This window comes from Nonomuraea sp. NPDC050643 (assembly GCF_040654715.1).
Lineage (GTDB): Bacteria > Actinomycetota > Actinomycetes > Streptosporangiales > Streptosporangiaceae > Nonomuraea.
In genome coordinates, this window is record NZ_JBFAIM010000067.1 from 33,210 (window position 1) to 54,024 (window position 20,815).

General features: G+C 68.7%; 21 protein-coding genes and 1 pseudogene. 13 read left to right on the top strand and 9 right to left on the bottom strand.

The window, feature by feature from the left end; genetic code table 11:
- Window positions 1-137: 137 nt before the first annotated feature.
- Window positions 138-929 carry a DeoR/GlpR family DNA-binding transcription regulator gene (locus AB0I15_RS52560; RefSeq protein WP_358114521.1) on the top strand — a complete coding sequence of 264 codons (792 nt, stop codon included), beginning with the start codon at window positions 138-140 and terminating at the stop codon, window positions 927-929.
- Window positions 930-998: 69 nt separating this feature from the next.
- Here the strand turns inward: AB0I15_RS52560 and AB0I15_RS52565 are convergent, their stop codons facing one another.
- The 4 genes from AB0I15_RS52565 to AB0I15_RS52580 form a co-directional block, all read right to left on the bottom strand.
- Window positions 999-1,730: a hypothetical protein gene (locus AB0I15_RS52565; protein ID WP_358114524.1), complete on the bottom strand. Its 732-nt coding sequence runs from the start codon at window positions 1,728-1,730 to the stop codon at window positions 999-1,001.
- 68 nt (window positions 1,731-1,798) lie between these two features.
- Window positions 1,799-2,308: an LLM class flavin-dependent oxidoreductase gene (locus tag AB0I15_RS52570; RefSeq protein ID WP_358114526.1), complete on the bottom strand. Its 510-nt coding sequence runs from the start codon at window positions 2,306-2,308 to the stop codon at window positions 1,799-1,801.
- A 105-nt stretch (window positions 2,309-2,413) separates the two neighbouring features.
- On the bottom strand, window positions 2,414-2,770 hold the full coding sequence (locus tag AB0I15_RS52575) for an FAD-dependent oxidoreductase (protein WP_358114528.1): 357 nt from the start codon (window positions 2,768-2,770) through the stop codon (window positions 2,414-2,416).
- Window positions 2,771-3,292: 522 nt separating this feature from the next.
- Window positions 3,293-3,709 (bottom strand): Rrf2 family transcriptional regulator, encoded by a 417-nt coding sequence (locus tag AB0I15_RS52580; protein WP_358114530.1) that lies wholly within the window; start codon window positions 3,707-3,709, stop codon window positions 3,293-3,295.
- On the opposite strand from AB0I15_RS52580, the gene AB0I15_RS52585 reads away from it, so the two are divergent.
- The 7 genes and pseudogenes from AB0I15_RS52585 (at window position 3,644) to AB0I15_RS52615 (ending at window position 8,478) form a co-directional block, all read left to right on the top strand.
- Entirely contained in the window at window positions 3,644-4,186 is a 543-nt protein-coding gene (locus AB0I15_RS52585) for an Lrp/AsnC family transcriptional regulator (protein ID WP_358114533.1), read from the top strand. The genes AB0I15_RS52580 and AB0I15_RS52585 overlap by 66 nt on opposite strands.
- Before the next feature lie 352 nt (window positions 4,187-4,538).
- On the top strand, window positions 4,539-5,681 hold the full coding sequence (locus tag AB0I15_RS52590; protein WP_358114536.1) for an aminotransferase class V-fold PLP-dependent enzyme: 1,143 nt from the start codon (window positions 4,539-4,541) through the stop codon (window positions 5,679-5,681).
- A complete protein-coding gene (locus tag AB0I15_RS52595) occupies window positions 5,675-6,199 on the top strand; it encodes a RidA family protein (protein ID WP_358114539.1) in 525 nt (174 codons plus the stop codon). The genes AB0I15_RS52590 and AB0I15_RS52595 overlap by 7 nt, the downstream gene beginning before the upstream one ends.
- A 130-nt stretch (window positions 6,200-6,329) precedes the next feature.
- Window positions 6,330-6,464, top strand: a pseudogene (locus AB0I15_RS52600) (NUDIX hydrolase); the annotation flags it as partial.
- A 56-nt stretch (window positions 6,465-6,520) separates the two neighbouring features.
- Window positions 6,521-6,787, top strand: coding sequence for a hypothetical protein (locus AB0I15_RS52605; RefSeq protein ID WP_358114623.1), 267 nt, complete (start codon window positions 6,521-6,523; stop codon window positions 6,785-6,787).
- A 36-nt stretch (window positions 6,788-6,823) separates the two neighbouring features.
- Entirely contained in the window at window positions 6,824-7,288 is a 465-nt protein-coding gene (locus AB0I15_RS52610) for a MarR family transcriptional regulator (protein ID WP_358114543.1), read from the top strand.
- Window positions 7,289-7,716: 428 nt separating this feature from the next.
- The gene (locus AB0I15_RS52615) at window positions 7,717-8,478 is read left to right on the top strand and encodes a GDSL-type esterase/lipase family protein (RefSeq protein ID WP_358114546.1); all 762 of its coding nucleotides are present in this window, start codon (window positions 7,717-7,719) and stop codon (window positions 8,476-8,478) included.
- 123 nt (window positions 8,479-8,601) lie between these two features.
- Here the strand turns inward: AB0I15_RS52615 and AB0I15_RS52620 are convergent, their stop codons facing one another.
- On the bottom strand, window positions 8,602-9,861 hold the full coding sequence (locus AB0I15_RS52620; RefSeq protein WP_358114549.1) for a glycoside hydrolase family 30 beta sandwich domain-containing protein: 1,260 nt from the start codon (window positions 9,859-9,861) through the stop codon (window positions 8,602-8,604).
- A 642-nt stretch (window positions 9,862-10,503) separates the two neighbouring features.
- Here AB0I15_RS52620 and AB0I15_RS52625 point away from each other — a divergent pair.
- The 3 genes from AB0I15_RS52625 to AB0I15_RS52635 are packed head-to-tail and all read left to right on the top strand — an operon-like array spanning window position 10,504 to window position 15,064.
- Window positions 10,504-12,099, top strand: a complete 1,596-nt coding sequence (locus AB0I15_RS52625) for a glycoside hydrolase 43 family protein (RefSeq protein WP_358114552.1) — start codon at window positions 10,504-10,506, stop codon at window positions 12,097-12,099.
- A gap of 39 nt (window positions 12,100-12,138) precedes the next feature.
- Entirely contained in the window at window positions 12,139-13,578 is a 1,440-nt protein-coding gene (locus AB0I15_RS52630; protein WP_358114555.1) for an endo-1,4-beta-xylanase, read from the top strand.
- Between the two features lie 13 nt (window positions 13,579-13,591).
- Entirely contained in the window at window positions 13,592-15,064 is a 1,473-nt protein-coding gene (locus AB0I15_RS52635) for a non-reducing end alpha-L-arabinofuranosidase family hydrolase (RefSeq protein WP_358114558.1), read from the top strand.
- 94 nt (window positions 15,065-15,158) lie between these two features.
- On the opposite strand, the gene AB0I15_RS52640 is transcribed toward AB0I15_RS52635, so the two are convergent.
- Both AB0I15_RS52640 and AB0I15_RS52645 read right to left on the bottom strand, forming a co-directional pair.
- Window positions 15,159-17,126: a tetratricopeptide repeat protein gene (locus tag AB0I15_RS52640; RefSeq protein ID WP_358114560.1), complete on the bottom strand. Its 1,968-nt coding sequence runs from the start codon at window positions 17,124-17,126 to the stop codon at window positions 15,159-15,161.
- Window positions 17,127-17,176: 50 nt separating this feature from the next.
- Window positions 17,177-17,623 carry a hypothetical protein gene (locus tag AB0I15_RS52645; protein ID WP_358114563.1) on the bottom strand — a complete coding sequence of 149 codons (447 nt, stop codon included), beginning with the start codon at window positions 17,621-17,623 and terminating at the stop codon, window positions 17,177-17,179.
- Window positions 17,624-17,638: 15 nt separating this feature from the next.
- Here AB0I15_RS52645 and AB0I15_RS52650 point away from each other — a divergent pair, with 15 nt between their 5' ends.
- Together AB0I15_RS52650 and AB0I15_RS52655 are read left to right on the top strand one after the other, a co-directional pair.
- The gene (locus AB0I15_RS52650; protein ID WP_358114566.1) at window positions 17,639-18,400 is read left to right on the top strand and encodes a hypothetical protein; all 762 of its coding nucleotides are present in this window, start codon (window positions 17,639-17,641) and stop codon (window positions 18,398-18,400) included.
- Window positions 18,401-18,643: 243 nt separating this feature from the next.
- The gene (locus AB0I15_RS52655) at window positions 18,644-19,393 is read left to right on the top strand and encodes a carbonic anhydrase (RefSeq protein WP_358114569.1); all 750 of its coding nucleotides are present in this window, start codon (window positions 18,644-18,646) and stop codon (window positions 19,391-19,393) included.
- A 37-nt stretch (window positions 19,394-19,430) separates the two neighbouring features.
- Here the strand turns inward: AB0I15_RS52655 and AB0I15_RS52660 are convergent, their stop codons facing one another.
- Both AB0I15_RS52660 and AB0I15_RS52665 read right to left on the bottom strand, forming a co-directional pair.
- Window positions 19,431-20,000: a flavin reductase family protein gene (locus tag AB0I15_RS52660; protein ID WP_358114572.1), complete on the bottom strand. Its 570-nt coding sequence runs from the start codon at window positions 19,998-20,000 to the stop codon at window positions 19,431-19,433.
- 19 nt (window positions 20,001-20,019) lie between these two features.
- Entirely contained in the window at window positions 20,020-20,796 is a 777-nt protein-coding gene (locus tag AB0I15_RS52665; protein WP_358114575.1) for an SDR family oxidoreductase, read from the bottom strand.
- Window positions 20,797-20,815: the final 19 nt, after the last annotated feature.

The window sequence follows — 20,815 nt, forward strand, 5'->3', positions numbered from 1 at the left end:
GTAGTCTGCAGTTCTAGGACCTGTATCACTCCTCTGTTGCGTTGATCCACAGCGCAACCACCGCAGAGATGGGAGGGTCAGTGACCCTTGACGAAGAGGACCGGCAGCGGCGTCTACCCGCAGGACGTAAAGCCCAGATGGCGGCATACGTCGCAGAGACCGGGCAGGTCACGGTCAGCGCACTCGCAGAGCGCTTCGGCGTCTCCATCGACACGATCCGGCGGGACCTCGACCAGCTCAGCGCCGACGGCGTCCTGGTGCGCACCTATGGCGGAGCGGTCAGCCAGTCGACCCTCTCCCGGGTCGACCGGGCCGTGGACGTGCGGCTCAAGATGGAGGAACGCGAGAAGGAGAAGATCGCGGTCCTCGCCGCGGCGCTGGTCAAAGACGGATCCATCGTCATGGTCAACGGCGGTACGACCACTCTCGCCGTGGCCAGGAACCTGCGCAACCATCGCGACCTGACCGTGGTGACGAACAGTCTGCTCGTGCCCCCGGCGCTGTCGCCCTCGGCCGTCCGCGACGTGTACGTCTTCGGCGGCGCGGTCCGCACCCTCACCCTGGCCACCATCGGTTCGGTCAGCTTCCGGGCCTCCGATGGTAGCGAGCTGGACATCAGCTGCGACCTGGCGTTGATCGGGGTCGGCGCCGTCTCGGCCACCGCCGGCTACACGACGAGCAACCTCGCCGAGGCGGCGATGATGCGCGAGATGATCTCTCGGGCGACGCGGGTGGCGATCCTGGCCGACTCGTCCAAGTTCGGTCGCCGGCTTTTCGCCCAGGTGTCCGAGCTCGGAGGCGCCGACTACCTCGTCACGGACTCCACCCCGCCGCCCGATCTCCTCGACGCGTTGCGGGAGAACGAGGTGGAGCTGGTCACGCCGGAAACGGCCGAAGGCGATCCCCAAGCCGATCAGGACCCCCAGTAGTCCAAGCTCCAGAGAGTGTGACCCACGACATCACTGGCCGTTCCCCGTGACGGGAGAACGGCCAGCCCGTCAGCGGAAGGAGGGGACGGTGGGCGGCAGCCCCATGAAGACGGCGCCCGCGGCGTCGTACATGGCCGGGCTGAGAAAGGCGTGCTCCTGCGGCACCAGCACGTCGCCGAGCAGGGCCTGGAGCGGGTGGTCGCGGTAGATCGCGGCGGTGCCGGACAGTGAGACGATCCTGTGGACCACCTCCGAGGACGTCCGGGCGAGATAGGCGGCCGACAGGCGCAGGTGGGCGTTCTGCTCGGCGGAGACGACGGACAGCGACTGGGCGGCGTACGTGATCGCCGGGTAGCGGTAGAGCGGCTCGTCGATCACCGGCTCCCCGCCGCGGATGAAGGTCCACTCCCGATCCACCTCGACGTCCTTGGCGATCAGGTCGAAGGAGCCGGTGCCCTGCATGCCGACGACGTCCCAGTCCTGGACGATCTCGAGCCGGCCCGGGCGTACCAGTGCTCCGCGAGGCTTACCGGAGGTCGCGTCGTCGCCGGGGATGCCGACGCAGACGATGTCGGCGGCCATGCAACCACTGGCGAACTTCCACCGGCCGCTGACGCGGAAGCCCCGTTCCGTCGGGGTGGCCTGCTGGATGGGGAACAGCGTGGCCGCCCGGTAGAGGCCGAGCCCCTTGAGCCGGTCGACGAAGTCCCTGGGGACGTGGCGCCGCTCGCGGAACTCCTGCCGGCGCTCGGCCAGCTCGGCCAGCGTCTCGGCGAACGCGTCGGAACCGTCCTGCGCCATCGCTTGCTCCTCGTGTGGTCCGATGTCGTGCTCAGAGCGTAGGGAGGGCGCTCCCGGGCCGTCAGTCGTCATCCGGTCCACACGGGAGGCGCGGCCACGGGAGCCGGCTCGATCTGGTGGACCTGGTAATGACGGCCCTGGTAGGTGACCGGGGAACCGCCGCCCGACAGCAGCTTGACCAGGGTGATCGCCTCCTCGAAGGCGTCCACGGCGTCGGCCGGCGACAGCCGCGGCACGCCCATGTCGGCGATGCGATCCCACAACCCGCCCGCACCCATGCCGAGCACGACGCGGCCCCCCGAAAGCGCCGACAACGACGTCACCATCCGCGCCAGCACGGCAGGAGGCCGGGTCGGCAGGTTGGTGACGTTGGCGAAGCCGGCCAGGTGCTGGGTGCGTCCGAGAACGAAGCCGAGGGCGGCGTAGGCGTCCACGCGTCCGCCGAGGTAGGGATGGTCTGACAGCGAGAAGATGTCGAGCCCGTCGCGGTCGGCCTGCTGGGCCATGCTCAGCAACTCCGGCACCTCGTGGATGCCGGCGTGCGTACCGAATCCGAAGACGACTTCGTGTCCGGACAATGTTCTGCCTCTCCTTGCAGGGTGTTCGGTGTTCGCCAGGCGTGCGGCCTCGGGCTTGGCTCCGTTCGGCGCGGGCGGCGCATGATCGTGCGGCTGTCCTCGTTCTCAGCCGAACTGTTCGGTGAAGCGGCCGGTGAACAGGTCGGCGCCCTTGCACTCCGAGACCGTCGAGGCCGGGACGACGGCCGGGCCGTCGGGAGTGGGCAGTTGGCCGTCGGCGAGGTAGTCGCTGTTGACCCGCATGCCGTGGGCCTGGAACCAGATGTCGGCGGCGATGACCTCACCGCCCGTGGTGGTGACGGTGAAGGGCCCGGCCTTGCCGGGCTCGGTCTCCGGCGGCGCCGTCAGGCCGGCGCCCAGCCGCAGCCGGATGTCCAGCTCGTCGAGCCGGCGGTGCAGGTCCTGGCGCAGTTCCGGCAGGAAGGCCGGCAGGAGCCGCTCGGCCGGATCGACGATGGTCACCTGCTTGTATGGAGTCGGCGTGCGGCTTGGCCGGATAGGCATGGCTGGAGCCGGTGGCCGGCACAAGATGGTCGGCCTCCACCCGCCGGCCCGAAGCCGGCGTGACCCCGCCGGGATCGGCCGACACCGCGCGGTCGCGCAGCACCGTGCCCTGCGTCAGCCACTGGTCATAGGGGAGGAACATGCTGCTCCCCCACTCGGGCCGGGGCAGCGTGCGCAGCGATCCGGCCGAGTTGATGAAGGCGTCCCGGGCGTCGATGAGGATGACGTCCGCCTCCGGCTCCAGCGCCTTGGCGATGGCCGACCCTCCGTAGCCACCGCCGATGATCAGAACTGTACGACTCACGGGTCCACGCTCCTGCAGCGGCACTATCAGTTCGTGCCACGAACCATATAAGTTCGTGTCACGAACTGCAAGCGTGGGACGTTGGTGTTCAAGGTAGTTCGTACAGCGAATCATGATGTTCGTCGTACGAATCAGCATGCCCCGGGCCGCGACCGATGGCGGCACCGTCCGACCCGTCAGGGACGCCGTCTCCGCAGACCGCGGCGCGTCTGCCCGGACACCCCGGGAAATCGAGCCTCAACCGTGGCCTTCATGCCGGCCAGCGTCCGCCCGGCCAGTTCTCTACGCCAGGCCAGGTCGGCCTGGCGCATGACTTGAGAGATCACGCAGGTCTGGCGATAGTCGGCCCCGGGCTCCGCCTCCGGGGTGTCGCCCAGGATCTCGGCGCACTGGAACGCCTCTTCGGCGCCTTCGATCGCCACCACCACGTCCAGCACCGTGATGTCCTGCGGTCGGCGGGGGAGGCAGGCGCTTGGGGAACACCCGGCATGGGCATAGCCTGCCTGCCAAACACATGGAGAGGCGGCGTGGTGAGCAAGGTCAGCACAGGCACCAACGGCGGCTATCGCGGCGATCCGCAGAATCAGCCGCATCAGGCGGCGGTGGCGCCCCTGGACCACGTGGACTGGGCCATTCTCACCGAACTGCAGGCCGACGCCCGCTTGTCGATGGCCGAGCTGGCCCGGCGCGTGCACATGTCCGGACCCGCCGTCACCGAGCGCGTCCGGCGGTTGGAGCGGTCCGGCGTCATCACGGGCTACGCGGCACGCGTCGACCCCTCCGCTGTCGGACGCCCGCTCTCGGCCTACATCCGCATCGGCGCGGTCGGCGCGATCAAGGACGACGTCGCCGCCCTCGTACGCCGGATGCCCGAGATCATCGAGTGCCAGCGTGGCACCGGACACGAATGCTTCATCATGAAGGTCGCGGTAAAGGACGTCGCCCACCTCGAAGAGGTGATCGACCGGTTCACCCGGCTCGGGCGCGTCACCACGTCGATCATCCTGTCCACGGTCGTCCCCGATCAGGGCCTCCGGCCGCTTGTTCACGAACAGGTGCCTTCACCATAACGGGCGCCTCCTCACAGGTCGTCGATCAGGCCGGCACCGGCCGTCCCTGATGCACGAGGAGATCGGTCAGCAGCGCGCCTTCGTCTCGGGAACCGGCCCGGCTCATCCGCCGCCGTCCGCACTGCAACGCGCTCAGCACCCCGAAGCACATGTCACCGGCCTATCTCCCTGGCGGAAAGCGACCTTCGTCACCACTTTCCGCATGTGAGGTGATCGCCGTCTGAGGCGAGGGCTGTGAAGGTAGATGACCTGATTCCGCCTCACGGTGAAAGTCGGCCTGGAATTGCGGAGGGCAGAGTGACGACCATGGGCGCAGTCCCGGGCGTCCCGGGCGAGGGAAGGAACGAGGACGATGAGGGCATCGAGCAGAATCGATACGGTCGCCGTCCGCGCCGGGCACCATGTGGCTCCGGACACCGGAGCGATCACAGAGCCGATCACCATGTCGGTCTCATTCGAACGGGACGCCGACGGCGGCCACTCTCGCGGCTATCACTATGGAGCCGCCGGAAATCCCAACCGCTCCGCTCTGGAGCATGCGCTGGCCGCCCTCGAGGGCGGGAGCGAGGCGTTGACCTTCGCCAGCGGCTCCGCCGCGATCAGCGCCGTGTTGCGGACGGTTCTTTCCCCCGGCGCGCACGTGCTCCTCCCCCGAGACGTGTTCCAGGGCACCGCCCGCCTGCTCGTGCGCCTGTCCGAATGGGGAGTCGACCATGACATGGTCGACATGACCAGCATGGACGCGCTCATCCGGGCCTTCAGACCGAACACCGCCCTGGTGTGGACGGAGACGCTGTCGAACCCCCTGCTGAACGTGGCCGACATCGGCGCGATCGCGTCCCTGGCCCACCGGCGGGAGGCGGTGCACGTGGTCGACAACACCTTCGCCACTCCGATGTTCCACCAGCCCCTGGCCTTCGGTGCGGATTTCGTGGTGCACTCCTCCACCAAATACCTCTCAGGCCATGGTGACGTGGTGGGCGGCAACGTGATCCTCGGCGATGCGGCCCCGCATGCCGGACGATTGCGCGAACTCCAATGGATCGACGGCGCCGTCCCTTCGCCGTTCGACTGCTGGCTCACCCACCGCGGGCTGAAGACCCTGCCCTGCCGGATGCGTGCGCATGCCGCCAACGCCGCCCGAATCGCCGAATTCCTCGCCGCGCATCCGCAGGTGATCGAGGTGTACTACCCGGGTCTGGCGGGATCCCCGAGCCGTACGGATGCCGCGGCCCTTCTCGGCGGCTATGGGGGCGTCGTCTCCTTCCGGGTGGCGGGTGGCCGCCAGGGGGCTCTGCGAGTGGCCGGAGCCGTGGAGCTCTTCCGGCACGCGACCAGTCTCGGTTCGGTGGACAGCCTCATCCAGCACCAGGCATCCGCCCCGACGCACGGCACCGGCACCGCGCTCCCCGACGACCTCCTGCGGCTGTCCGTCGGGCTTGAGCACGCGGACGATCTGATCGACGACCTCGACCAGGCCCTGAACCCATGCTGAAAAGGACGCAACGGATCCAGGACACGTTGCGGACGCTCGGACTGCGGTGGCCCGACCTGGCTCCGACACACGAGTTCGTTCCCGTGATCCGGCACGCCGACATGATCTTCGTCTCCGGACACGCGCCCTACAGCGACGGCGACTTCCGCCACAGGGGCCGGCTGGGCGCGGAACTCTCCATCGAGGACGGCCGGCGAGCGGCTCAGCTCGCGGTGCTCGGCTGCCTGGCGTCCCTGGAGGCCGAACTGGGTGACCTGGGCCTTGTCGAGCGCATTCTGAAGATGAACGGATACGTACGCTGCGTGGCCGGCTTCGAGGAGTTGCCCCGTGTGACCGACGGCGCCTCGCGCATGCTCATCGACATGTTCGGGGACGCGGGGCGCCACGCCAGGACCACGGTCGGCGTCACCGCCCTGCCCGCGGGCGTCTCCGTCGAATGCGAGCTGGTCGTCGTGGTTCGCCAGGACGGTGACCCGGGTCTGGGGGCTGCTGGTTCGCGACCTCCCATGGACTGGTGAGCGTCGACCGCCGAGCCGAGCGGTAGGACCCGTTTTCGTCGGCTCCGGACCACATCGATCACGTAAAGGATGCAAGATGCTCGATCTCCCCCGCGACCTTCCCATCGTCGAACGTGACGTCGTCCGGCTCGTGGTACGCGACAGCGACGACCGGATCCTGCTCTTCCACACCCGCAACCCGTACGTGCCAGAGCTGGGCACCTGGTGGGAACTACCCGGCGGAGGCATCGACGCGGGAGAGACCTACCTGGACACCGCGGTCAGGGAGCTGCGCGAGGAGGCCGGCTTCCTCGTGGGGCTGGAGCAGGTGGGACGTCCCACGTGGCGGCGCAAGGCGTTCGCCACAGAAGCGTCCGCCTCCTCCAGAACGAGGTCGTGGTCGAGATCCGGTTGGAGTCTCCCGGCTCCGCGATCGACGAGTCCGGCAGGCACGAGGACGAAAAGGAGGACTACTTCGACTTCCGCTGGTGGCCCGTCACCGACGTCGTGTCCAGTGAGGAACAGTTCTACCCACGCCGCTTGCCTGGGCTGCTGATGCCGTTCCTGGCCGGCCAGGATATCGACGAGGATTTCGAGTTCTGGTCGTGACGTAGTTCGTTCCGCGAATTTTGCTACTGTGAGCCGGTGAGCAAGGAAATCAACGGCCAGATCGGGACGGTCGCCGCGCTGGTGCGCTCCACGTTTCTGGTGAATGCCGTGTACACGGATTCCGCGCGCGAATACGGCCTCACCCAGCAGCAGGGCCAGTTGTTGTGCGTCTTGATGGCGCAGCCGTACGGCATGAGCGAACTCGGCGCGATGCTCGGTCTGGCCAAGTCGAGTTTGACCGGCCTGGTGGACCGCAGCGAGCGCAACGGCCTGGTCCAGCGCAAACCCGATCCGCAGGACTACCGTGCGGTGCGGGTGGCGCTCACAAGGCAGGGCGCCAAGCTGGCCGACGAATTCTACGCCGAGACCTGTCGTCGTATCGAGGAGCTCACCTCGGGGTTCACCGCAGCGGAGCGTGACACGCTCGCCGCCCTGCTCGGCCGCGTCGTGACGGACAACAAGGTCGCCAGCGTTTTCATGGAACCGGATCCCATGCGCTGAACCGATGCACCGCGAACCACTATGGTTCGTTATACGAACTAGCCTCTGAACAGCGCGCGTTCTGCACCTCTTGATAGCAGATCCCGACTGCCGCCATCGGTTGGTCTCGGATGTAGAAGTGGTCGCCGTTGTGGTGGAGATGGGGCAGGGGGCGGCGTCGATGGGGCGGCCGAGGTGCCGGCACAGGTGAGCGTCGGCGCGGACCAGGGTGGCGAACGTGGCCATGGGAGCGGTGCCGTGCTCGAGTTCGCCGGGGATGGTGGAAACACTGAGAACCCCGGCGCCCGGCCGTACTCGGCCTGGGCGACCTCACCGCCGTGGCCATTGCTTACGCTTGGCGCTTCCGCACGCTGGAGATGCCTCGCCCCAGGACGATGTGACCTCGGAGTGACACCGAGCAGTCACTTTATGTAGCTAATATTTACTTTGTGTCATCATCGCAGCCCACACCCGCCGGTGTCGTCAACCTCATGATCGTCGGAGACTCCATCAGCCACGGCAGCAGTGGCGACTGGACCTGGCGCTACCGCCTCTACCAGCACCTGCGCGCACACGGAGTGGACCTCGACTTCGTCGGCCCGAAGAACGACCTGGACGCCATCACCACCGCACAAGTGGGAGACGGCGACGTCGACTACGCCGATCCGCAGTTCGACACCGACCACGACGCCCAGTGGGGCCGGCCGTACTGCCTGGAGATGAACGAGATCGCGGCCAAGGTCGCCGCACACCGCCCCGACTACCTCCTGGTCCTGCTCGGCATCAACGACCTGTTCTGGTACGACCACGGCCCCGAGCAGAACGAGGCCAACCTGCGCACCTTCATCGCCGCCGCCCGCACCGGCAACCCCGGCCTGCGCCTGGTGCTGGGCACCCTGCTCGACACTCACAAGGCCAGCGTGGACCCGGCCTTCAACGCCCGGGTCTGCGAGTTCAACCGGTGCCTGATCATGACCGGCTGCGACCTGCACACCCCGCAGTCGCCGATCGTGATCGCGGCCACGCACGCCGAGTTCGTCGCCTCCGCCCACACCTGGGACGGCACCCACCCCAACGCCCAGGGTGAGCTGCGCATCGCGGCCGCCTTCGCCGACACGCTGTCCGGCCAGTTCGGCATCGGCGCACCGTACCCGCGCCCGTTCCCCACCGTGGCAGAAGTGCCCGTCGCCGCCAAGAAGCTCATCGCCTAGCAGGCAGCCGAAGGCTCGGACTTGACGCGACCACGCTCGCGTCACCGCCCGGTCGGCCGGGGCCGGGCGGGTCGTGCGCGGGAGTCGGCGCACGGTCACGCGCTGCGTGATGATCGCCGTGGTCTAGGTCACGAAGGTCATCACGCTTCGGGCCGGAAGCGTGACGGTGAAGGAGCCGTTCGACATGCCGGTCGTGCCCTGGGACGCGACGTTCCGGCTCGCGTCGGTCAGCCAGGACGAGACACTGGACGCGGTGCTGTTCGCCAGGGTGAACCGCTGGCTCACCGTGGAGGTCGCCTTGTTGATGGCCACGACGACGACCGTGGAGGCACCGCCCCGGTACGCCGAGACATAGACATTCGACGCCGGGTTCGCCGTCGCCTCGATCCGCACATATCCGGGGCGGACGAACCTGGCGAAGTGCGCCATGCTCGCACCGCGCTTGCTGATGTGGCCGTCCTCCCGCATGGGGCCGTAGCTGCGCCGGATGTACCACCAGACGTACGCCTGGAACTCGGCGTCCACCATGGCGCGGTGGATGTGCTCCCCCACGTCGAGAGCCTGCGGCCAGAGGTCCGCCGAGTCGCTGCTGTTGGGGTGGTAGACCTCGGTCATCCAGAGCTCCTTGCCCGCGCCCCGTTGCTTGAAGAGGGGGTAGGGGAAGTTCGCGAACGAGGTGCCGTAGAGGTGGGCCCCGATGATGTCCACGTTGGCGAGCGCCGCGGAGTCGTTGAGGATCGGGTCCGAGATGTTCTTCAGGTACTGGAAGGACTCGGGCGCGATGACCCGGGTGCCGATGGAGCCGGCGTTCTCCCGCAGGAACCGCACCATCTCGGCGGGAGTCCACCACGTCCAGTCATGCGCGTAATCGGGCTCGTTCTGCACCGATATCCCGTACAGGTTCACCCCGTTGTTCCGCAGGAACCCGTTGAAGTCGTTCAGGTGCTGGGCGTAGGCGCCGTACATGTCGTACCTGAGGCGTCTCGCGTTGGTCTGGCTGCCGCGCACGAAGGTCTCGACCATGCGGGCGGGAGGATTCCACGGCGACGCGATGACGGTCGCCCCGAGTTCGATCGCGCGCCTCGCCGTCGCCACGTCACGGCTCCAGTCCACCTGGTTCTCGGGGACGGGGATCCTCAGCACGGAGAACCCCAGCCGGCCCTCGCCGGTGCCGAACGCCGTGGTCCGCTGGGCCGCCGTCAGGTCGCCGATCCAGGCCGTGTGGGTCATGCCGCCGAAACCCCGGATCGTCTGCCGCTGCGCCGATGGGTCGATGACCGCCGGGGCGGCAGCCGTCGCGGCCACGGCTCCCGAAGCCCCGGCGGCCGACGCCGTGAGGATCGGCACGGCCCCCATCGCCGTCAGGACGGTTCTCCGGCTCATCGATCTTCGCTCGCCACTCACGGGCTGGTTCCCGTCTTGCGCCATGTCTCCTCCTCCTGGCCGATGGTGCTCGATCTCGTCAGCCCGGGGCCCGCCAACAAATGGGAGCGCTCCCATAGCGGAAATGACCACGCCCTTGTTCGCGTTAACATCTCCTGCTGGAACGTAGAGCCGCTCCTACGGCTCGTCAACCGTTCGCCAGGCGGAAACTTAATCCAGGGCGCTCTCGACCGCCCCGAAGACAGCCGTGCTTTGGCGGACCACGAGTTCGGTCCCCAACTCCGCTCTTTTCCGCTGGAATGACTCTCCTTCGGCCAAGCCGATCAGCTCGGGAGCGTATCCAGGCACAATTCGGTCTCCGGCCGGAGCCGGTGTCGCCACAGCAAGTTAACTCAATACGGCCCGAACTCTTCCTGTCTCCAACTGGGCACTTCGGTGAAACTTTCACCCCCGTGGGCGACACGGGGCGATCTCCTCCCGGACGAATGTCCAGGCAGGGCGACATCCTGATGACAATGCCCAGCTCGGCAAGGGTGGCCCCGTGTTGACGGCGGCTCGGACCGTCGGATGTACTCCGCGACAACGTACTCGCCGGCAAATGTTAGCGCTAACAACTTTGGCAACCGCCGTCTGGAGGCTCCTGTGAGGCGCGTGCTCGTGATCCTCTCGTCGCTGCTTCTCGTGGGCGTGCTGCTCACACCCCAGACGTCGGCCACGACCAGCGCGTGGTACCCGAATCCGGGCGGCGACTACACCAACCCGGTCGTCTGGCAGGACTTCGCCGACGGCGACATCATCCGGGTCGGCGACGCCTACTACTACTCGGCCTCGACGATGCACTATTCACCGGGCGCGCCGATCCTGCGCTCCTACAACCTCGTCGACTGGGAGTACGCCGGACACTCGGTCCCGAGGCTCGACTTCGGCTCGGGCGCCTACGACCTCAACGGCGGCCGGGCGTACGTGAAGGGCATCTGGGCCTCGAGCCTGAACCATCGGCCGAGTAACAACACCTACTACTGGATCGGCTGCGTCGAGTTCAACCGCACCTACGTCTACACCGCCTCCGCCGTCGACGGCACCTGGGCCAAGCGCTCGCAGATCAACACCTGCTACTACGACGCCGGCCTGCTGATCGACACCGACGACACCATGTACGTCGCCTACGGCAACGGCACCATCAGCGTGGCGCAGCTCTCGCCGGACGGGCTCGGCCAAGTACGCGCCCAGCGGGTGTTCCAGACCCCGAGCAGCGTCGGCACCCTGGAAGGCGCCCGCTTCTACAAGCGAAACGGCCACTACTACATCTGGCTCACCCGCCCCGCCAACGGCCAGTACGTGCTCCGCTCCACCTCCCCGTGGGGCCCGTACGAGATGCGCCAGGTCCTGCTCGACATGCCCGGCCCCATCTCCGGCGGCGGCGTGCCCCACCAGGGCGGGCTCGTCCAGACCCCGAACGGCGACTGGTACTACATGTCGTTCGTCGACGCCTACCCCGGCGGCCGGGTCCCCGCGCTCGCACCGATCACCTGGACCAACGACTGGCCGTCCGTGCAGACCGTCAACGGCAGGTGGGGCGTCACCTACCCGAAGCCGAACATCCAGACCAGCCGCACCGTCGCGCCCATGATCGGCCCCGACACCTTCACCTCCGGCAGCCTCGGCCACCGCTGGGAATGGAACCACAACCCCGACACCGGCCGCTTCTCCACCGGCAACGGCCTGCGCCTGCAGACCGCGACCGTCACAGGCGACCTCTACAACGCCCGCAACACGCTCACCCACCGCATCCAGGGCCCGTCGTCCACCGCGACGATCGAACTCGACTACGCGCAGATGACCAACGGCGACCGCGCCGGGCTGGCCATGCTGCGCGACCAGTCGGCCTGGATCGGCGTCAAACGCGACAACGGCGCCAACCGGGTCGTGATGACCAACGGCCTGACCATGAACGGCTCGTGGCAGACCACCGGCACCGGCACCGAGGCGGCGAGCGCGAACATCTCGGGCGGGCAGATCTGGCTGCGGGTCAACGCCGACATCCGGCCCGGCTCCGGCAGGCAGGCCCGCTTCTCCTACAGCACCGACGGCAGCACCTTCCTCAGCCTCGGCCCGGCCTTCACCCTGAACAACGCCTGGCAGTTCTTCATGGGTTACCGCTTCGGGATCTTCAACTACGCCACCCAGTCCCTCGGCGGCGCGGTGACCGTACGCCGCTTCGACCTCACCACCCCCTGACCGGCACAAGGCGTCGACGCAGAAAGGCATGAACCGTCCATGAAACGACTCCTGTCCCTACTCACCACCGGACTGGTCGCCATCGGCCTCTCGGTGGCGCTCACTGGGCAAGCGGGTGCCGCCTCGACGTTGGGCGCCTCGGCAGCCGAGCGAGGTGGCCGCTACTACGGCGCAGCGGTGGCCGCCGGCAAACTGGGTGACTCGACGTACGTGAACATCCTGAACCGGGAGTTCAACTCGGTCACCGCCGAGAACGAGATGAAGTGGGACGCCACCGAGCCGTCCAGGAACTCCTTCACCTACACCAACGCCAACCGGATCGTGAACCACGCGATCGGGCGCGGCATGAGGATCCGCGGTCACGCCCTGCTGTGGCACTCGCAGATGCCCGGCTGGGCGCAGAGCCTGTCCGGCTCGACCCTGCGCGACGCCATGATCAACCACGTCACACAGGTCGCCACCTACTTCCGAGGCAAGATCCACTCGTGGGACGTCGTCAACGAGGCCTTCGCCGACGGCGGCAGCGGGGGGCGGCGCGACTCGATCCTCCAGCGCACCGGCAACGACTGGATCGAGGCCGCGTTCCGGGCCGCCCGCGCCGCCGACCCGGGCGCGAAGCTCTGCTACAACGACTACAACACCGACGGGATCAACGCCAAGAGCACCGGCGTCTACAACATGGTCCGCGACTTCAGGTCGCGCGGGGTGCCGATCGACTGCGTCGGCTTCCAGTCCCACCTGGGCACGTCGCTGTCCGGTGACTATCAGGCCAACCTGCAGCGCTTCGCGGACCTCGGCGTGGACGTACAGATCACCGAGCTCGACGTCGCCTCCGGCGCCAGCCAGGCCGGCATCTTCGCCTCGGTGACCCGCGCCTGCCTGGCGGTCTCCCGCTGCACCGGCATCACGGTCTGGGGCATCCGGGACAGCGACTCCTGGCGAGTCGGGGCGAACCCCCTGCTGTTCGACTCCGCCGGCAACAAGAAGGCCGCCTACACCGCCACCCTCGACGCCCTCAACAGCGGCACGTCCAACCCGGCGCCGATCGACACCAACGCCTGGTACGTCCTGCTCAACCGCAACAGCGGCAAGGCCCTGGACGTCTACAACCTGTCCACCGCCGACGGCGGCCGCATCACCCAGTGGAGCCGCAACAACGGCGACCAGCAGCAGTGGCAGTTCGTCAGCTCGGAGAGCGGCTGGTACCGGCTGAAGTCGCGGCTGTCCGGCAAGGTCCTGGACGTCTACAACTTCTCGACCGCCAACGGCGGCTCCATCGTGCAATGGGCCGACGGCAACGGCACCAACCAGCAGTGGCGGCTGTCCGACAGCTCAGGCGGCTACGTGAGGTTCATCTCGCGCCACAGCAACAAGGCCCTGGAAGTCCAGGGCGCCTCCACCGCCGACAACGCCAACATCGTCCAGTACGACGACTGGAACGGCGCCAACCAGCAGTGGCAGCTCGTCCGCGCCGGATGAATCGGAGGACATCGTGAAATTCAGATCCCTGGCCGTTCTCGCGACGGTGGCCACGTTACTGGCGGGCCTGTTCGTCGCCATCCAGATTCGGTCCGCCAACGCGGCCACCGTCGACACCAACGCCTGGTACGTCCTGGTCAACCGCAACAGCGGCAAGGCCCTGGACGTCTACAACCTCTCGACCGCCGACGGCGGCCGCATCACCCAGTGGGGCAGGAACGACCAGAACCAGCAGCAGTGGCAGTTCGTCGACTCGGGCGGCGGCCACTACCGCATCAAGTCCCGCCACTCCGGCAAAGTCCTCGACGTCTACAACTTCTCGACCGCCAACGGCGGCTCCATCGTCCAGTGGGCCGACGGCAACGGCACCAACCAGCAGTGGCGGCTGTCCGACAGCCCGGACGGCTACGTGAGGTTCATCTCGCGCCACAGCAACAAGGCCCTGGAGGTCCAGGGCGCCTCCACCGCCGACAACGCCAACATCGTCCAGTACGACGACTGGAACGGCGCCAACCAGCAGTGGCAACTCGTCCAGGTCGGCGGCGGCAACCCGAGCCCGACGCCCACGGCGACCGGCATGTGCGATCTTCCGTCGACGTACCGCTGGACATCGACGGGCTCGCTGGCGACCCCGAAGTCGGGATGGGTCTCGCTCAAGGACTTCACCGTCGCCCCCTACAACGGCAGGCATCTCGTCTACGCCACGACGCACGACACGGGGACCAGGTGGGGTTCGATGAACTTCGGCCTCTTCACCAACTGGTCCGACATGGCCTCGGCCGCCCAGAACACGATGTCGTCCTCCACCGTCGCGCCCACGCTCCTCTACTTCGCCCCGAGGAACATCTGGGTGCTCGCCTACCAGTGGGGCGGAACCGCGTTCTCCTACCGGACCTCCAGCGACCCTGCCAATCCGAATGGCTGGTCAGCGCAACAGGTGCTCTTCTCCGGAAGCATCACCGGCTCCGGGACAGGCCCCATCGACCAGACGCTCATCGGTGACAGTACGAACATGTACCTGTTCTTCGCCGGGGACAACGGCAAGATCTACCGGGCCAGCATGCCCATCGGGAACTTCCCGGGCAGTTTCGGCACCACCTCCACGGTGATCATGAGCGACACCACGAACAACCTGTTCGAAGCCGTCCAGGTCTACAAGCTCCAGGGCCAGAACCGATACCTGATGCTCGTCGAGGCGATCGGCTCGCAGGGCCGCTACTTCCGCTCGTTCACCGCCACCAGCCTGAACGGTTCGTGGACACCGCAGGCCGCGACGGAGGGCAATCCCTTCGCCGGCAAGGTCAACAGCGGCGCCAGCTGGACCAACGACATCAGCCACGGCGAGCTGATCCGTGCCAGCGCCGATCAGACCATGACCGTCGATCCCTGCAACCTGCGGCTGCTCTACCAGGGACGCAACCCCAGCTCGGGCGGAGACTACGGCCTCCTGCCCTACCGGCCGGGTCTGCTGACCCTGCAGCGCTGAGGGTGGTGCCGGCGTGGCGGGCTCGGTGGAGGGCCGAGCCCGCCATGGGTCATGCGGACATGTCAGCTCTCACCCGGCCACGCTCCCCCAGGGCTCAGCGGCCGAGCAGGGACTTGAAGTGCGGGAGTCGCTCGCGATCTTTCCGTACGTCGGCGTGGTCCGGGCCCTGGACGCGGATGCGTACCGGGAGCAGTTCCTCGTAGAGTTCGCAGGCTCGGGCCGGATCGCCCGCCTCGCCGGTCCAGCGGGCGATGGCGGAGCGGACGGCGAGCGTCTCCGGGTGTTCGGCGCCCGAGACGCGGTCACGGTCACGGGCGACGGTGATCAGCAGGTCGCGGGCGGTGGCCGGGGCGCTGGCCCGGCCGGTCCAGTGGGCGTGGTTGGCCCGGATGGTGAGGGTGTCGTGCCGGTCGGCGCCATATACCCGGATGGCGACGGGGATCAGATCGGCCAGGCGGTCGCGGGCGGCTTCGGCGTTGCCCGCCTCGCCGCTCTGCCAGGCCAGGTTGGCGATGGTCTGCAGGGTTTCGGGGTGCTCGGGGCCTGACACACGCTCGCGCAGGGGAAGCAGCTCGGCGCACAGGTCGCGGGCGGCGGCGGCGTCGCCGGACTTGCCGGTCCAGAAGGCCAGGCGGTCCCAGGCGGTCAGCGTGTCCTCGTGTTCGACGCCCAGTACGCGCTTGCGGCCCTCCAGGACGTCGGCGTACCGCTCGCGGGCCGGCTCGAAGCCGCCGGCCAGCCCTATCACGAAGGCGACGTCGTCCATGGACCACAGGGTGTCCGGGTGGTCGGGGCCGAGCCGGTCCAGGCGGGCGGACAGCACCCGCTCGTGCAGCAGGCGCGAGGTGGAGTAATCGCCGCTCCACGCCAGGAACTCGGCGATCCGCCGGAAGGCGGGCTCGAAGGGATCGAGCGCGGCCACCGCGTGCGGCAGCAGCCGGGCGAAATCCGGCCAGTCCTGACGGTGCTCGGGCACCTTGGGGACCGCCGCGGTCAGCACCTCGGCCGCGACGGCCCGCCACTCCTGCTGCTCGGGCACGTGGTCCAGGACCACCAGGCGGACCAGCCGGTGGATCGAGGTGTCCCCCTGCCGGACCGGACCGATCAGCGAGTACGCCCGCAACGCCCGCACGGCGTCGTCGACCGCCGCGTCCTCGTGGGCAAGGGCCCCCAGCAGGGCGGCGGCCCGGCTCCGCCCCGTCGGCGAGGCGACCGGCAGCAGCAGGCGCAGCGGGATCGAGTCGGGGCCCAGGCAGGCGAAGATCCGCAGCATCGCGATGGCCTCGGGGTTCTGGGCGGCCAGCCGTCGCAGGGCCAGCGTCCAGGTGGCGGAGACCGGCTCGTCGTACTCCCAGGGGCGGCCCCTGCTCAGCAGCTCGGTGCGGTGACGGCGCAGCAGGGCGAGGTACTCCCCCAGCGTGCGGCCCGCTTCGAGGGTGTACGCCGCCGCCTGTTCCAGAGCCAGCGGCAGCAGACCCAGCTCCGCGGCCAGTTCCCCGGAGGACCCGGGGTCGTCGTCCCCGCTCCTGGTCCGCAGGAAGGCGGCGGCCACCGCGGGTTCGAGGGGGTGCACCTCGATGCCCAGCGGGGCCGGCCAGTGGGCGTACCGGCTGGTGATCAGCACGTGCCCGCGTCCGGCCGGGGGCAGCACCCCGCGGATCGCCGCGGGGTCGGTGACGTTGTCCAGCACCAGCAGCCACGGCCCCGGATGGGTGGCCAGAGCGGCGTGAACCTGGGCGGCCGGGTCGGCGCCGTCGACCAGGTTCCGGACGCCCAGCAGCAGCGCCAGCTCCGACAGGCCGTTCGAGAGCGTGACCTCGTTCTCTGCCGCGAGCTGCCAGACCAGGTGGTACTCGTCGTGATGCCGGTGGGCGTACTCCAGCGCGGTGCTCGTCTTGCCCACCCCGCCCAGGCCGTGCAGCACCAGCACCGTGGGCAGCGTACGGGCTTCGCGGAGCCGTTCCCCGATCTCGGCCAGCAGTGGCTCGCGCCCGGCCAGCCACAACGGCCGCGGCGCCAGCCGTACCGGATGTGCCGGGGGTTCCGCCCGCTGCTGGTGCAACGTCCCGATCGCGATCCCGCCGCGATCGGCCTGAACAGCGCCGGGACCGGTCAGGCGTCGGACGGGCCCGGCTGCGGAGGGTTTCCCGTCGACACCGACCCGTGGATCACTCCTGCCGCCACGCCGCCGTGTGACGCCTCGATCCTGACGTCGCCACCCGCCGCCAGCCCGTGGTCCCCGGCCTGCGCGCCGCCGGACCGCAGGTCATCGATCAGCCATTCCAGCTCGGCGGCGAACTCGGGATCACCGTCCGCGGCCTCCTCCAGCGCCAGCCGTACGCGCTGCCGGGTCCGCGGGCTCTGCCGCCCTTCCCCGGTCTCCTCCTCGAGCCGGGCCAGCGCGGGCTCGTCGCCCAGCCGCTCGGCCACGACCTCGTGCAGCCGATCCATCCCGGCGTCGATGGCCAGATCGACCTCCTCGTCGGCCCGCCGGAACACCCGCCCGAACTTCTGCACCAGGTAGCCCACCACGTACCCGGCCAGCAACTCCAACTCCATTCCCGCCTCCCGTCGGTGTATCGCCCCCGCCCCCTCAACCGTTTCCACCCCGACTTCTTCGTCACGTGCGGCATCGACGGGCGGCCCAAGGTGAACCGCGCGCCGGGCGCCGTACGTCGTGGGGGCATGGCATCCAGGTTGTTCGCGCTCTTCGCGCTCGTCGCCGCCCTGCTGGCCGGCACCTCCACGGCGGCCCACGCCTGCTCCTGCGCGCAGATGACACCGGCCCGGTCGGTCGAGCAGGCGACGGCCGTGTTCACCGGAACCGTGGTGGCGGTCCGCACGGACGACGCCCGTCCCCCGGCCCCTTCGGTCTTCACCTTCCGTGCCGACAACGTCTACAAGGGCACGCCCGCCGCCGAGTTCACGCTCGCCAGTGACGTCGACAGTGCCTCGTGCGGGTACGCGTTCGAGAAGGGCACGCGCTACCTGGTGTTCGCCAGTGCCGAGACGTCGGCGGTGGCCGGGGAGGTGCCGGGGGTCGGCCTGAGCTCCTCGCTGTGCGCGGGCAACGTTCCGGTCGAGCCGGGCACGGGGCCCCTGCGGCCGGGGGATGAGCGGACCCCGGGACACACCAGCCTGGCCGGTCCGATCGACGCCGCCATGATCGCCGCCCTGGGCACCCCCAAGACGACCTCCGAGATCGCGCCGAGCGCGGTACGGCCGCCGGCCGGGAGCCGGAGCTGGATCCTCCCCGGCCTGGCCCTCGCCGGGGCCTTCCTCGCCATCGGGATCGCCACCCTTGTCGTCCGCCGCCGCCGCACGCAGGAGAGCTGACTCTTCCGTTCGGCGCGGGCGTCGGTCCGCCCATCCGAATCCATCACTCTCAGTAGCGGCTTCACGCGTTCGCGTGACGGCGGGCTCTCGGTTGAGAGAACATCGAGAGGGATAGCTCGACCCCTCCCGGTAAAGGAGCCCCTGCATGCTCGTGGACGTGGCCAACGGAATCGTTGACCGACACCAACGCCTTCCAAGGCCGAACTCGCCGTCCCGCGGGCGCGCTGCTAGATCGCTGACGCGTTGAGCACCCGAACCGACGGCCAGGAGCGGCGTACGCTGCTGACCGGAGCCGGGGTCCTGGCGGCGGCCTGGCTTACCGGCTGCTCATCGGCCGAAGCGGTCAACACCAGGTACGCCGCGGGATCCGCAGCCCTCACGGCGCCGTCCCCCGCAACGCCGAAAGCCGCCTACGACCGGCTGATTGAGGGCAACAGGCGCTGGGTGACCAACACCCTCCAGCATCCCGATCGCGATCCCACCCGCCGGGAGTTGCTGGCGACCAGCCAGCAGCCCTATGGAGCGGTGCTGTCCTGCATCGATTCCCGGGTCCCGCCCGAACTGGTCTTCGACACCGGCCTGGGCGATCTGTTCGTCATGCGGAGCGGCGGGGTGACCGTGGCGCCCGTCATCACCGCCTCCGTCGCGTACGGGCCGATGATCAGTGGGACCCCGCTGATCATCGTGCTCGGCCACCAGCGGTGTGGCGCGATCTCCGCCGCCTACAAGGCCCTGCGAGAGGACCGGCCGCTGCCGGGCAGTCTCCAGGCGATCGCGGACGCCCTGCGCCCGGCCTACGAACAGAGCGCGCGGCAAAGCAGTGCCGACCCCGCCGAGACGATGGCCAAAGCCCAGGTGGAGCTGATCGCGAACGCTCTGCGCGACAACGCGGATCTCGCGCCGTTGGTGAGCAAGGGGGCCCTGGCCGTGGTCAGCGCGTACTACTCCCTCAGCACAGGCCAGGTCGAGATCCTGAACGGCGCACCCGCCTGAGCGACCGATCCCCCCGGGGGCCGGAATGCGGTGGCGGCTACCGGTCGCGCGTCAGGTACTGCCATTTGGTCATGTGGTCTCGCAGGTCGAGGGTGTCGGCGTTGGCGGAGAAGGTGCCGTCGCCGCGATGATGGAACTCGCCCGCTCCTCGTTTGGCGGCGTCGAACCAGGCGCGCTCGCCGCGGAGGATCCACAGGTTGTAGTCGTCGACGAGCCTGTCATCGGCCACGGTGCATTCGATGTTGGCGAAGCACTCCTCGACGAGAGGCGCCTGGACGGCAACCGCGGGTGCGGGGGTGAAGCCGAACCTCTCCCATTTGTCGACGTCGCGGCCGGAGATGTTGCCGATGTCGGTCACCTGTTCGGCCAGGTCGATGGAGGGGATGCCGATGACGCACTCGCCGGTGGCGCGCAACGCGTCGTAGCTGTGATCCCACGGGCCCAGGATCAGCCCGATGAGCGCACCGTGCGCGATCGGCATGTTGAAACCGTTGGTCATCAGGTTGGCGCGTTCGCCGTCGAAGGTGGACACCATGACGACCGGTCCGGGCTCGATCAGCCGGTGCACGAGGTCCAGCGGGTATTCGGAGAATCCTGTGGGGCTCATGTCGGGCCTTCCTCGGACGCTAGATGGCCTGGGCGGTGGGCAGGATGGTGATCTCGGTGAGGTTGACGTGGCGGGGCACGGCGGCCATGAAGGCCACGGTCTCGGCGATGTCACTGGACTGCAGGACGTCGATCTGGTCGATCAGGTCGGCCATGAGCTTGCCGGCGTCGGGGTCGGTGACGTGGTCGGGCAGTTCGGTGTCGACCATGCCGGGCTCGATGGTGGCCACGCGGATGTTCTTCGGGCCGAGCTCCACCCGTAGCAGCCTGGTGAGGTGGCTGATGTAGGCCTTGGTGCCGGAGTAGATCGAGAACTTCTCCAGGATCCGGGTGGCGGCGATCGAGGAGGTGGTGATCAGGTCGGCCGGCCTTCCCGCCTCGGCGGCGGCGCTCAGGTGCGGCAGGAAGGCGCCGATGACGTTCATCACGCCGGTGACGTTCAGGTCGATCTGGCGCTGCCAGTCGTCGAGTCGTAGCTCATCGATGGCGGAGATCAACTGGACACCGGCGTTGTCGAAGACCAGATCCGCTCGCCCGAGCCGCTCGGCGACCTGGTCGGCGGCGGCGTGGACGGCGGCGCGCTCGGTGACATCGACGGGCAGGGCCATCGAGGTGCCGCCGGCGGCTCGGATGCTGTCGGCGAGCGCGTCGAGCCTGTCCTTGCGCCGGGCCATGACGGCGACCCCGGCCCCCAGCCGGGCCAGGCGCTGCGCGGTGGCGGCGCCGATGCCGCTGGAGGCGCCGGTGACCACGGCCACGCGGCCGGCGAGCGGAGTGCCGGTGAGCAGAGCGGACATGAGTCGTGCCTCTTCTTTC